Source organism: Sulfuricurvum sp., assembly GCF_022759005.1.
Lineage (GTDB): Bacteria > Campylobacterota > Campylobacteria > Campylobacterales > Sulfurimonadaceae > Sulfuricurvum.
The window spans coordinates 1-13300 of the sequence record NZ_JAEMQA010000150.1 but is presented as its reverse complement, the minus strand read 5'-3'; the positions used below and the strand labels follow the sequence as shown (position 1 = coordinate 13300).

The following is a 13300-nucleotide window of genomic DNA, read 5'->3' as shown; positions in this document are numbered from 1 at the left end:
TTTGGTGATATTGGTTGCACCGTGACCGTTTTTCTTCCAGTCGCGAAACGTTCGATTTCCTAAACGCATCGAACCGGTACTCATAATGGTTGTCCCCTCATTCCATACGCCCGAGGTAATATAGAGCAATCCCATATTACTTTTAATCGTTGATCCCGGTGGATACAGACCGTTAATCATTTTGTTAGTAAATGGAGAGTCAACACTTGTCATGAGAGCATTCCATTCTTCGGGGCTAATACCGGAAACAAATGCATTGAGATCATATTCAAGGTAACTTCCGGCTGCATAGATAGCACCGTGGACATCCATAACAATGATTGCACCCACCCGTTTTTCAAACGCTTGTGTAATAAAACTTTGAAGCTTCATATCAAGATTCAATACCAAATTATGATTTTCTTGTGTCGCACTCCGTCCAATCTCTTCAATCTCAACATTATGCGCATTGACCTTGATACGTCGCTCTCCCGCAACCCCCTGCAAATAGCCGTTGTAGTACTTTTCAATCCCATTTTTACCGACATGCCCCAAAAGTTTTAATGACGGATCGGCATCAATCTCTTTTTGATTTGCTTTTGCCACATAACCGATCACATGAGCACCAATCGATCCGTATGGATAAAGGCGCTTTGGCGAAGGGGAAATTTTTATCGTTCCCCGTAAATTCAATAGGGAATAAATCGGAATGATCGTTTCATGCGGAATAAAATCGACGACATCGATAAAGGAGTGATTGTAGTACGAATCCTCCTGAATGTACGTTTTTGCAATTTTCTGTGGATCGAGCGATGGGATCATTGACACAATGTATGCTATCTCTTTGTCCAAAAGCGTACGGTCTTTCCCTTTGGTCAAATGGGGAGCAAGCGCGATTTTGAATCCCAGTTCGTTGATTGCGATCGGTTCATTGTTACGATCGAGAATCTCTCCTCTTACCGGAGGGGTCAGTTCTGATTTAATGCTGTTGTTTTCGGAAAGAGATTCGTAATAATCATTGGATTGAACGGAGAGATGAAAAACACGCACTATCAAACCGATCCAAATAATTGTAAACAAAGTAAGCAAAATCTTTATTTTCATATGAACGCCGCAATCATCAAAAATTCAATAACCATATACAAAAAAATATGCCAGTCAACTTGAGGCACACTCAACAAAAAGAGCTGATTTACAAACCATATAAACGCCCAAAATGCCGGATAAGCAATAGCGACAAAAATGGCTGTCATACACATTTTGCATCGGATAACCTGTTCAATTTTCGGCAAAAGGTATCGGGACATCACCGTAAAAAATAAAACCGTGCTTCCGAACCAAAACCCTTTTTCCGCTTCTAAAACCAAAAGCATGACGATAATCGTCGTTAAGCCAAAAAGATCATGCTTTGTCAATGCGTTGTGATACGCAAAAAACAATACGGCCAATAAAGGCGGCATCAGTAGATAGATACTGCTTAAACTGATATATCCGATAAAGAGGACGACTAAAAAAAGCCGACTTATAACGTTTTGATAAGGGAGACTTCGTTGCATACCGGAAAATGTTTACATTTAATACAATCTGCCCAGATTTTATGCTCTGGAATAGATTCTTTGGGGATTTCATAAAAACCCAAACGTTCAAAAAAGCGTTGCTGATAGGTCAACGCCAATACCTCTTTCAATCCAAGACGGCGTCCTTCATCGCAGGCATTTTGAACAAGTGAACTACCGATATTTTGTCCTCTATATCCCGTGTCGACAATCATGGAACGAAGCTCAGCCAAAATCGGTGAATGGATATGCAGTGCCACAAAACCAACCAATTTTTCTCCGTCCAGCGCTAAAAAATAGGATCGGATATTGGTCGCAATTTCATCATTGCTTCGATGTAAAATGACACCGCTTTCGATCTCGGGCGCAACAAGCTGTTGCATTGCCGGAATGTCGTGCAATGTCGGTTTTTTATAGGTTATACTCATACAGTTTCGCTTTTAAGCAGATCATAAAAGTGCGCAACAATAGCATCGATACCTTTGCGTTTCGAATTCGATACCATCAATGCATTCGGAAATCGTTTTCGTAATTCGGAGAGCTCTTTTTGGTTCAATTTATCGATTTTTGTAAATATCGTTACAATATATTGTTCTGGAGTACAAATATCTAATAAATACTCGCTCACGGAGTGATCTATCGCCAAATCAGGATGACGAGAATCGATCAAATGGACAAAAATGCGGATTTGTTTCCGTTCGGAAATAAAATCCGTTAAATTTTTTTCCCAGTCGATTTTAAGCGATTTGGCCACTTTGGCATACCCAAAACCCGGCAAATCGACAAATTTTGCACTCAAACGCTCATTGTTTTCTCGATCGGCAAATACTACATCAAAATAATTAATAAGGCGTGTTTTTCCGGGTGTTGCGGATACTTTCGCCAACGATTTTCTCTGTGTCAATGAATTAAGCAAAGAGCTTTTCCCCGTATTAGAACGAGCCATAAACGCTACTTCATTGTGATACTCATTTTCCGGAGCAAGACGAATGTTCGGCGCGGACGTCACGAAATTAGCATCAATAATTTCGATCATTTCGAGGGGCTTTTGTCTTTATTTTTTTTATCTTGAAGGGTAAATGTCATAATAACCGGTTCTTGATTGGTACTTTCTGCCGAAGCGTTGCCCGCAACCGTATTAACGATCACTTTATCCCCTTTTACCCGTCGATAATCGTCCAATCGGATGAGATCTACTTTTTGGAAAAATTGATATTCGTTTGCATTTGGAAGATAAATGGCGGTTTGAGATTTCCCTCTGTATTTCTCATTCAATTCTGTCACGATATAAAATGAGACATCCCCTTCCGCTACGTATTTCATCGGTTTTTTGTCACTGTCGGTATAAATTGTCACTTTAGAGGCATTAAGCTCATCCAGCCCTTTGGTCACTTTTACTTTTCCGGTAAAGACAGAAATCCCCTTTTGCTGATCCCCTTTGAAATTATCGGAAACAACTTTGAGCTCTTCGCCCCACCCCATGCTCATCAAAAGTGGCAATAACAGTAATTTTTTTATCATCGGAAGCATTCCTATTTCAATTGATAAACACCGCATACGCGATCGGCGCTTACCGTATCTTTTTTAGTATTATAATTGAGTGTCGTTCCATCAATTCGGTGGGCATTTTTCGTAATAACAAAAGAGCCTTTTGTTTGAATCAATGACTCTTTTGTGTTATACGTCCCCTCTTTGGAACGAAATTCTAGTCCGTCTTGCCGCACATATCGGACATCGCCATTCAAGGTTAAGAGATCGTTTTGATACTCAACGTGATTCGCACGAAGAGAGTGAAACATCGTTTTCGTATTATCGCTAAATTTAGCTGATGTTACCACATAGCGCGTTTCAAACTTTTTCCCCTCTTCCCCCTCTAAGATATGATCAATCTTTTTGGGAGAAATTTCATACAAAGTAAAATGGGAAAGCTCAATCTGAGGAGTATCTTTATTTTTATCCAGCATCGTATAATCGGGAGAGAAATAGGTAAACATACCCATTAATAGAGCGATCAAAAGGAGAAAAAATAGATTAATCGACATTTAAATCCAAAGTGCTAAAAATTTTTCTTCTTCGCCGTTGCGTCGGATCACTTTTTCGATCATTTCACGTACGCACGCATCGCCTCCGCACCGTTCCAATACTTCGGCAAACGATTTCAGATAGTCCGAACCGTCATTCGGAGTGTATGCTTGTCCAGCCCATTGAAGCAAAGTGTAATCGTTCAAATCATCACCGATAACAGCAACTTCATGCGCTTCAATTCCGAGTTCAGCACACATCTGCATCGCAACGGCGCATTTGTCTTTCACCCCTTGATAAAGATGCGCAATATCGAGTTCTTTTGCCCGATGAGCAACGATCGCCGAATCCCGACCGGTAATAATCGCTGCAATATGCCCCATTTTGACCCACGCTTTGATAGCAAAGCCGTCTTTGACATTGAAGTTTTTGAGCTCCAAACCATCGGCTGTATAGATGATTTTACCGTCACTCATACATCCGTCTACATCCAAAATAAGGAGCTTGATCATAAAACCCCTTTGGTACTCGGAACGCCCGCACGATCATTATGTGCCAAAGCTCGGCGAAGTGCAACGGCAAGTGATTTGAATGCTGCTTCAATGATATGGTGTTTATTTTTACCGCGCACCATAATGATATGGGCGGTAATGCCGGCATTAAAGGTCACCGCCCGAAAAAACTCTTCTGCCAATTCCGTATCAAAACTGCCGATTTTCCCTGATACAGGCACATCATAAACTAAAAACGGGCGATTGCTCAAATCCAAATCACAGCACACTGCCGCCTCATCCATGACAATGGTGGCACTTCCGAAGCGTTCCACTTTCTCAATCGGATAAATAGCCTCACGCAATGCTTGACCTAATACGATTCCGATATCTTCGACACTATGGTGATCGTCGATGTGAATATCCCCTTCACACGTTACCATCAAATCGATTTGTGCGTGTTTGGCAAAACTCTCAAGCATATGATCCAAAAAACCTACTTTTGTCGAAATCGTGCTTTTTCCCTCTCCGGCAATACGAAGTGATAAATCGATATCGGTCTCTTTGGTTGTACGTTTTTTTTGAATCATCGTTATTCCCTTATGATAAAGGAGCCTTCAAAATAGCCCCGTGAAATGAAATCGCGCGCTTCGGCTTCACTTTTGAATCCACCAAGCCATACACGAAATAGTCGTTTGTTATTATACTGTGTATCTTTTATGATTGCCGAATAGCCGTGAAAAGATCCGTATTTTTCTTTGGTATATTTTGCCCCTTCAAATCGTTCAAACGAACCGATTTGGACAAAAAAGTTAGTAAGGAGACTCTCTCTTGGACCTTTGGCGATGGCTTTCATATCAATCGTTCTAGCAGAAGTCGGTTCAAAACCTAACACTTCCAACTTAACTTGTGCCGTTCCCCGTTTGGAAACACCTACTTGTTCCGCGGCGGAATAAGAGAGATCGATGATCCGATTCTCAACGAAAGGACCCCGATCGTTGATCCGGACAACGGTTTGTGCATTGGTTTCGGTATTGGTAACTCTCACGACCGTATTCATCGGCAAAGTTTTATGTGCCGCCGTCAGCGCATACATATCATACGCCTCTCCGCTGGAAGTAAACTTTCCGTGAAAATCAGGACCGTACCAACTGGCTGTTCCCATAAAGGTATCTCCCACATGGACAACCGTGGGATAATATTCTTTGCCGAAAACGGTATAAGGGCGCATTGTCGCTTGGTAATCGCCATTTTTTTTATACACGGTTGAAGATTCTGACGATAAGTTTTCGGAAGGATATTTTTGTGAAGGCTTTATCGGCTGATACGAATACGATCCCGTTCTTGTCGTACATCCGCTGAACAAAACAATCAAAACTGTCACAAGTGTCCTAATCACCAATCTTTACTTCCTCCCCATCATGCAGCGTATTCGTTATAAATGGATTTTTCAATTTTAACTGTTCAAGTGTTATATTATACATTTTTGCGACTGAAACCAGAGTTTCACCCGATTTTGCTTTGTGCAAACGGGGATTAAGAAATGGCTTGTTGATGGGAATTTTAACACGTCTGTTCAAATTTCGTTCATCATCTCCGATCATGTTTTCCATCATAATTGAGGAGTTGGAAACATTGTACCGTTTGGAGAGTTGATCTATCGTTTCTCCTGATTTTACGCGGTCCAGAACAAAATACCCTTTAAAATCTTTCGGTCGGTATTTCTGTCGAAATTCATCCAATTTGTTTTGTGGAATATAGACAGGATAGGCTTGTTCATTAGGGGGAGTGACTCCCTTTTTTAAATGAGTATTGAGTTTTAATAAATTTTTTTTCGGCATTTCAAGAACAGCGGCGATACGATCGATTTTTTCCCCTTCAGGGAGATAAACGGTCGCAATTTTACTCTCCTGAGGTGCAGTCGAATACGTATCGAATTGAAATTTTGAAAGAAATACATCTTCCGTCGCCAACAATGCCAAAGCGACCACTTTTCGAACATAATTACGACTCTCCGGCGGTAAATAGGTCCTTTTTGGATCGGTCAGTACTTGTATATCGGTTGTTCCCGCTTTTGATATTGCACGGCTTAATCTTCCATCACCGCAGTTATACGCGATAAGAGCCAAATACCATTTACCGAATTGCTTTTTCAAACTGCTCAAATAGGCGATCGCCGCACGGGTCGATTTTACATGGTCACGCCGTTCGTCAACAAATTTATTAACCTGTAATCCTTGCAATTTTCCGGTACTCTCCATGAATTGCCAAAAACCAGCCGCCCCTTTGGATGAGGTGGAGTTTCCGTTTAATTGTGATTCGACCAGTACGACAAACAAAAATTCACTCGGCAAATCCGATTGTGCAATGAGAGAAGAAAGCACCGGAATGAATACGTCCGAATCTTCGGATATATCGGTAATCCCCTGCAACATACATTCACGTTTTTTCTGATCGTAGGCATCGTGTAAGTAGGGATCTTGCAAATAAGAAGGGGGAAGATCGAAATGGCGGAGAACTTCGATTTTTTTTACATCATTCGGATCGAATCCTCCTCCCATAAGCCACAAAGGGATACAAAGTATCAGCAATAATCGGCGCTTCATATCCCCTCCATATTGTTACCTTAACCCGAATAATTGCTTTGCATTTTTGGAGGTTAGCGACTCTATTTGAGCACTATCCATCCCTAATAAATCTCCCATTTTATCGGCAATAAAACGGGTATAAGAGGGTTCGTTCCTCGTTCCGCGATGAGGATGCGGCGTTAAATACGGACCGTCCGTTTCAATGACAAGTTTCTCTTGCGGTATACGGGGGAGAATATTGATCAGTTTTTTCGCATTTTGAAACGTCACGACCCCGCCTATCCCAAAATAAAACCCGTGATCAGCAAGAGAGAGCAGTTCATCGTCGGCATTGTAACAATGGAGCACTCCCCCCACGACATCAGCCCCCTCTTCGATTAGAACCATTTTCGCATCGTGGCTCGCATCGCGAATATGTACGATGAGCGGCTTCTTTACTTTTTTCGCAAAGCGTATGTGTTCGCGAAAAACATAATCCTGACGTTTTTTCTCCGATGCTTTTTCATCTTCTGAACCTTCAAGACGGAAATAATCCAATCCGCATTCGCCGATCGCCACACATTTAGGATGAGCGGCATAACGTTCAAAATCAACCTCTTCGAAACTTTCCATATCGTAGGGGTGAACACCGACGGCAAAATAGATGTTTTCATACGCTTCCGCAAGTTCTACGGCACGCTCCAGCGTTCCCGGATGGGCACCGGGGATAATGAACGCTTCAACCCCTGTCTCATGGGCACGCTTCATCATTTCATCAAAATCTTCACGATAGCGTTCATCATCGAGATGAATGTGGGTATCGATAATCATGCATGCCCCCGTGAACGTTCAAATAAATCCCGAGCAAAACCTCGTGCTTCGTCACTGATAGCATCACCGCTGATAATACGTGCGATCTCCTCTATCCGTTCACTCTCATCCAATTCACGGACACGGCTTTCATCATCTTTGTAAATCAAGAAATGCTGCTGCCCCATTGAGGTGAGCTGAGGCTGATGAGAGATAACAAAAATCTGATAGCGTGTCGAAAGATGACGAAGCACTTTGGCAACACTCATCGACTCTTCACCGCTGAGATTCGCATCAATCTCATCGAGCATCAATACCCCTCCAGTATTTTGCATCGTTTCCACACCCAATGCCAGTAAAGCAAGTCGAAGACGGTTAAACTCACCGGAACTGAGTTTATCAAGTTTCGTCCCGCTCAATCCAAGAACTACGGTGTCATTGCCTGTTGCACCGAGCGATGCGGTTTCAAGAGACAGGGTTGCTTCTCTTAGATAAAGCATATTTAAATAGTTATTGAGCCCTTTGAGCGTATCGGAGAGTACTGAACGACGATTTTCAGAGAGAACGGAGGCCGAAGCATCCAGAGAGATTCTGAGCTCGCCGATTTTTTTGATCAATTCATCTTTGAAGTGTTCTATGCTCTCATACGATTCTAATTCGACCTTTTTTTTATCACGGTATGCCAACGCTTCCTCAACACTGCCGTAACGACGTTTGAGTTCAGCAATTTGTTCAATTCTATCCAACACCGATTCTACCGAAACTTCTTCAAGCTCTTCGAGCCGTTCAGAGGCCCCTTCAAATACATTTCGGAGTTCATTCATCGCATCATCAAAAAATGAGCTATCGACTTCGAGGAGCCCAAGTGCCGAACCAACCGAAGACTCATACGCAAAAATCGAGTGAGCCTGTGAAATAGCCTGCTCAATCTTCTCTTTTTTTGAGAGTTGTTTTTTAATTTGGGTCAGTTCTTCATCTTCACCAATGCGCGGATTGATTGCATCGATTTTGTTGATCTCGAATTGGGCGAATTCTTTGAGATCCGATAATTTTTTTTCTTGTTCTTCAATCGTTTTCAATTCGTCGCTTAATCTCTTGTAATCATTGTAGCCTGAGCAGTGTTGTTCTAACAGTGCTTGATGATCCGGATTGAGCGCGATGACACGATTGTCGATCAGATCCAAGAGTGCCGAGGGCTCAAAATCGCTGTAATCTTTTAAACTCAAATGTCTTAAATATGCTGAACTGATCGATTCCATAGAGTTTCTTGAGGTACGTTGATTATTGATAAAATAAGAAGTTTTGTCTTTTTTTACGTGACGGAAAATATTAATCTCATCGTTCTTTATTCCGTATTCCTCTTCATCGATCTCCCATTTAACCGAAGATTCACAAATCGATGCTTCCACACTATCCAGTCCTACGGAGGCTAAAATCGAACGCATCAAGATCGATTTACCGCTTCCGCTGGGACCGGTAAAAACGACCAACCCCGGATGAAAATCCAATGCTGCTTCTTTGAACGTCAAAAATTCTTTTAGATAAAAGCGTTCAATCATCAGTTACCCCATCCCAATTTCTCTTTAAGTACTTCAAAATAATTGAACTCTTTGCTGTGGATCAAATGTGCCGCACCACCGGCGAGTTTAATGTGTACCGTATCTTTGTCGCTGATTTCAACCAAATCCTGCCCGTCCACGATAACCAAAGCAGAAAGATCGGGCGTTTTCATCTCAATTTCAAAATGTCCGGGCAAAACGACGGGACGCTGCGTCAACGAGTGCGGACAAATCGGCGTCAATGCAAATACCTGAGTCAACGGAAAAAGAACCGGCCCTCCGGCGGAGAGATTATATGCCGTTGATCCCGTCGGAGTAGAGATAACCACACCGTCACCAAAATAGGTATTAAAGCTCCGTCCGTCTACATAGGTTTCCAAGCTGATCATTTTCGCAATTGAAGGACGTGTTAAAACAATGTCATTAAACGCATAAATGGTAGTATCGCCGTTTGCGGTAGAGACCGTGGCTTGTAAAATAGCCCGTTGATCGATACGATATTCACCCGCAATCATCATATCAACAAAGGGTTCAAGATCAGAAAAATCCAAATCTGCCAAAAAACCGAGTTTTCCGGCATGTACCCCGAGTACCGGTAGCTGATAACGATACGAACGCCGTACGGCTGAGATCAGAGTACCATCTCCCCCTATTGTAAGGAGAAAATCGGAATTTTGACACATCATGTCAAACGGCTGACCCATCGTTCCGATCATCCCGCCGCTAATATTGTCAATAATAACCTCTATGCCGCGTGACTCGAAAATCCTTTTGGCTTCAAAAAACATATCTCTAAGTTCAGGAGTTGAGGGGCGCAAAAGAACACCGACGCGCTTAATATTATTTAATTTCAATACTAACCCCTCTCTTTTTTACTTATTATAACAAAAATGAAACACAGGGCAAAATTTATGACATTTTGTAATACTCAAGTGCTATCCCCTCACGCAGTCCGTCATCGATGATAATCGCTTCATCTGTTCCAATCGCCTCATAAATTGCGGTTACCATGAGGATTCCCGCCATAATCAGGTTCTCTCTTCCGATCCCTACATATCGAATCCGAATCGATTCATCCATTTGAAGCAAATCATCGTAAACACGATAACAATCGGATAGTTTTAGTCGATAGCCGTTGATTTTTCGAGGATCATAATGTTCATAATCCATTCCGTTCAAATATGCTGCAATGGTCGTAGGTGTTCCTGCCGTCAGGACTAAAGATAGTGAATCACCGGCACTATGTTTTTCAATATTTGATTTAAACACTGCGATTTTTTCATCCATAGAGTGTTGCGTCTCTTCGCTCATGGTGACAATACCGAAATTCAGACTCACCGTTTCGATGTTTTTACCCTCACAGCGGGTTAGTTCAGTCGATCCGCCTCCAATGTCGGCTAAAAGAAATAGAGGCGGGATATTTCCTATTTGCTCCATTCGATAACGTACCGCATCAAGGGTTAGCATTGCCTCTTTTTGAGCGTCAATGATCTCAAAAGAGACACCGCTGCGTTCATAAATGCGTTGCAATACCTCTGCGCTGTTATTTGCAAAACGCATTGCTGCGGTTGTATAGGCTCGAACAGGCTGAGTCAAATCGATATGAGTACGTGCTTCGTCTATAGCGGCTACAATCCGCTCTATCGCTTGGTCTCCAATGCGCTGAGTATTCCCGATGTTTTCAGCCGTGCGGACGATTTTTTCGAAACTTTTTCCCCAATTCTGACCGTCAAACTCAATAAAACGGATTGTATTGGAGCCCAGATCAATCGCTATCATCTACCCTCTTCGTGTAATATCATCGACTCTGTTGGTCGGTGTCCATGACTCGAACGATCCTTGTCTAAGTGCACCCGTTTCCAAAGTCGATACAGTCACCTTTTTGAGCAAAGCGATAATCTCCAATATCCCATCATCCGTTCCGAACATCCTGATATAATGTCGAATACCGCTCTCAATATCTTTTTGGGGTGCATTCGAACGTATTTTATTTTCTAACTGGGCGCAATAGGCTTGCGCAACGACAGCCGCCATAGCTGCATATTTCGGACGAATCGTGAAATATGGTTCAAATACACAAAACGTCTCCTTCACATCCCCTTTTGCTGCAGCGCGCTGAGCCTTATCGACCGCACTGCTCCATTGACGTTCCAATGCTTGCGCTTCAGGGGTTTCATACAACAACGGATAAGTACTCAGGTATGAAAACGCGTTGGAGAGATTATTGGACGAAATCGCTTCATAAAAAAGATGTTTTATCCGCATCGTATTGATCATTTCCTGAGCTTCTACAAAATAATCGGGAAAAGCGATAAGAATTTCACACGCTTTTCGAGCCGTTGCGAATTCCCCTTTTGCATACGCTTTTTGTGATTGGATATAAAGCTTATCGGCATACTCCATCACTTCGCTGTATTCGCTGAACTCTTTTAAAAACGGGTGTTTTTTGACCAACGCAAAAAATTTGACGTAATCGTGCTGTGCAATCGTTTTTTTGAAATAAATATACATTTTACGATCTTCAAACATCTGCTGAATCAACATCGTTTTTTCAGAAATACCGCGATACGGTATAAAAAGTTCTTTTGCTTTTTCATCACCGTTGGGAGTCAAAATCAATTCTTGGGCTTTAAAGAAGAGTTTTTTCCACGTCAACTCCATTTTACGGTAAAGCTCTGTTTCTTGGAACGCAGGATATTGTTTTGCCAGTGAGTATGCCAACGACAAACGACCCTCTAGTACACTGTGTTCAAACTGCTCAAATTTCTCATACGAATTGAACATCTGATTAATCAGTGTATTTTTTTTCGCTATCGTTGCAAAAGGGGCAAAAAGTTCTTTGGCTTTCTGTCGTTCGTTTTTTTCGAGAAGCTGTCGGCCTTTTTCTAAAACATCGGACCAACTCTTTTCAGCGGCTTCATATGTTTTAGAATAATAAAACATCGGGTTATCTTCCAATGCGTCGTAGAAAGGTTTATACTCCCCCTCTTTAATCTTTTGGGCATACCGTTCTTCATCTCCTAAAAGGGGATAGAACTCTATTTTTTCATCAATCATCCCTACTGCTAAACGGATAGGATCGGTTAAAAATGCAATCGACGTTACCGTACCTTGAAAAGTTAAATAGTTGGGCTTAATCTGCTCCATCGATGTCATATCATAGAGCCCGATATTCCCGTTTTTGGTACTCACAAATACGAACCGCTTTGTTTTGCTGATACAAACGGAGCTTATTTCTCCATCCATTTTTTTAAGCGATACCAACATTTTAGCGGTGCTCATATCCCAAACAATGAGATGTCCCTCTTTATCGGCTGAAAGCAATTTCGCATCCGGAAGAAAAAGGATTTTTGCAATAGCAGCTTTATGACCTCGAAGTTTGATGGGCTTGTTCATCATGGCGACATTAAGAAGGTTAATACTCATATCGCCGCTTCCTGTCGCGATCCATTGTCCACTCTCACTAAACGCAACGGTACTGACATAATCCTCATGCTGCGGCAAAGTAAATGCCAAACGGGAAGTCTTTAACACCCATGCAAACGACTTTCCGTCTTCCCCGCACGTCACAAGATAGCGTCCGTTTGGATCCAATCCGACACTGCTCACTTCACCGTTATGCAATCCCGTCTTATAAAGTACTTTGCGCTGGGATAAGCTGAAAACGGCTGCCTGATTGGTGCCTAAAACAGCAGAAGCAGAATACTCGGCATCCGGAGTCATATCGACATAACTGCCGATAAGACGCTCATGTAAGATATTGGTCTTAAATCCACCCAATATTTCGTAGGTCGAAGCATCAATAATGCGCAGAGCATTTTGAGCATCTATTGCACCCAAATTTCCGTTTGAAAGTGTTTTTAAAAAGAGAATCGGATGTTTAAAATGCAATACTTTTGAAACATCCATTATACGCTCCCTTTATAACTCTTCGCTGCTTAAATAGCGGTTCTCTTTGAGTGCAGCGCGTATTTGTTGTTGATGCACTTCACCTTTGGTTTCAAGGTGGATGGTGACATTCGCATCTCCGTATGCCAACGATGTCGAAGTTCGGTCGTATTCGATATGGACGATATTGGCATTGAGATCTTGCAACATGCGTGTCAACTGCATCAATGTTCCCGGTTTATCGATCAACGTAACGGTTAATTTCATTTTACGGCCTGACTTGATTAACCCTTTTTCGATAATGATCGACAAGAGGGTTACATCCATATTCCCGCCGCTCAGGACAACTCCGACGTTTTTATCGCCTCGATGTGAAACTTTATGATGAAACAATGCCGCAACGCCCGCAGCACCTGCCCCCTCGACCA

Annotated in this window: 15 protein-coding genes and 1 pseudogene; all 16 read right to left on the bottom strand. The window is 42.2% G+C overall.

Annotated features, from left to right (window positions below):
* Positions 1 to 1083: penicillin-binding transpeptidase domain-containing protein (locus JHC35_RS09025; protein WP_295044476.1), on the bottom strand; the 1083-nt coding region annotated here is incomplete at its 3' end.
* The gene (locus JHC35_RS09020; RefSeq protein ID WP_295044473.1) at positions 1080 to 1535 is read right to left on the bottom strand and encodes a hypothetical protein; all 456 of its coding nucleotides are present in this window, start codon (positions 1533 to 1535) and stop codon (positions 1080 to 1082) included. The genes JHC35_RS09025 and JHC35_RS09020, both read right to left, overlap by 4 nt.
* Complete coding sequence (locus JHC35_RS09015; protein WP_295044471.1) at positions 1502 to 1963, bottom strand: N-acetyltransferase; 462 nt, start codon at positions 1961 to 1963, stop codon at positions 1502 to 1504. The genes JHC35_RS09020 and JHC35_RS09015 overlap by 34 nt, the downstream gene beginning before the upstream one ends.
* Positions 1960 to 2571 (bottom strand): ribosome biogenesis GTP-binding protein YihA/YsxC, encoded by a 612-nt coding sequence (gene yihA, locus JHC35_RS09010; protein ID WP_295044468.1) that lies wholly within the window; start codon positions 2569 to 2571, stop codon positions 1960 to 1962. The genes JHC35_RS09015 and yihA overlap by 4 nt, the downstream gene beginning before the upstream one ends.
* Positions 2568 to 3056 (bottom strand): lipopolysaccharide transport periplasmic protein LptA, encoded by a 489-nt coding sequence (lptA, locus tag JHC35_RS09005; protein ID WP_295044465.1) that lies wholly within the window; start codon positions 3054 to 3056, stop codon positions 2568 to 2570. Before lptA ends, yihA begins: the two co-directional genes overlap by 4 nt.
* Before the next feature lie 11 nt (positions 3057 to 3067).
* Positions 3068 to 3577: an LPS export ABC transporter periplasmic protein LptC gene (lptC, locus tag JHC35_RS09000; RefSeq protein ID WP_295044462.1), complete on the bottom strand. Its 510-nt coding sequence runs from the start codon at positions 3575 to 3577 to the stop codon at positions 3068 to 3070.
* Positions 3578 to 4069 carry an HAD hydrolase family protein gene (locus tag JHC35_RS08995; protein WP_295044459.1) on the bottom strand — a complete coding sequence of 164 codons (492 nt, stop codon included), beginning with the start codon at positions 4067 to 4069 and terminating at the stop codon, positions 3578 to 3580. It lies immediately after the preceding gene.
* Positions 4066 to 4638, bottom strand: coding sequence for an imidazoleglycerol-phosphate dehydratase HisB (gene hisB / locus JHC35_RS08990; RefSeq protein WP_295044456.1), 573 nt, complete (start codon positions 4636 to 4638; stop codon positions 4066 to 4068). The genes JHC35_RS08995 and hisB overlap by 4 nt, the downstream gene beginning before the upstream one ends.
* A gap of 2 nt (positions 4639 to 4640) precedes the next feature.
* Positions 4641 to 5432: a septal ring lytic transglycosylase RlpA family protein gene (locus JHC35_RS08985; protein WP_295044453.1), complete on the bottom strand. Its 792-nt coding sequence runs from the start codon at positions 5430 to 5432 to the stop codon at positions 4641 to 4643.
* Positions 5433 to 5439: 7 nt separating this feature from the next.
* Complete coding sequence (locus JHC35_RS08980) at positions 5440 to 6654, bottom strand: lytic transglycosylase domain-containing protein (protein ID WP_295044450.1); 1215 nt, start codon at positions 6652 to 6654, stop codon at positions 5440 to 5442.
* Between the two features lie 15 nt (positions 6655 to 6669).
* Positions 6670 to 7446: a TatD family hydrolase gene (locus tag JHC35_RS08975; RefSeq protein WP_295044447.1), complete on the bottom strand. Its 777-nt coding sequence runs from the start codon at positions 7444 to 7446 to the stop codon at positions 6670 to 6672.
* A complete protein-coding gene (locus tag JHC35_RS08970) occupies positions 7443 to 8984 on the bottom strand; it encodes an AAA family ATPase (protein WP_295044444.1) in 1542 nt (513 codons plus the stop codon). Before JHC35_RS08970 ends, JHC35_RS08975 begins: the two co-directional genes overlap by 4 nt.
* Positions 8984 to 9838: an NAD(+)/NADH kinase gene (locus tag JHC35_RS08965; protein ID WP_295044440.1), complete on the bottom strand. Its 855-nt coding sequence runs from the start codon at positions 9836 to 9838 to the stop codon at positions 8984 to 8986. Before JHC35_RS08965 ends, JHC35_RS08970 begins: the two co-directional genes overlap by 1 nt.
* Before the next feature lie 55 nt (positions 9839 to 9893).
* Positions 9894 to 10763, bottom strand: a complete 870-nt coding sequence (locus JHC35_RS08960) for a phosphatase (RefSeq protein WP_295044437.1) — start codon at positions 10761 to 10763, stop codon at positions 9894 to 9896.
* Positions 10764 to 12893, bottom strand: coding sequence for a hypothetical protein (locus tag JHC35_RS08955; RefSeq protein WP_295044434.1), 2130 nt, complete (start codon positions 12891 to 12893; stop codon positions 10764 to 10766).
* A gap of 12 nt (positions 12894 to 12905) precedes the next feature.
* A pseudogene (locus JHC35_RS08950) lies at positions 12906 to 13300 on the bottom strand (threonine ammonia-lyase); the annotation flags it as partial.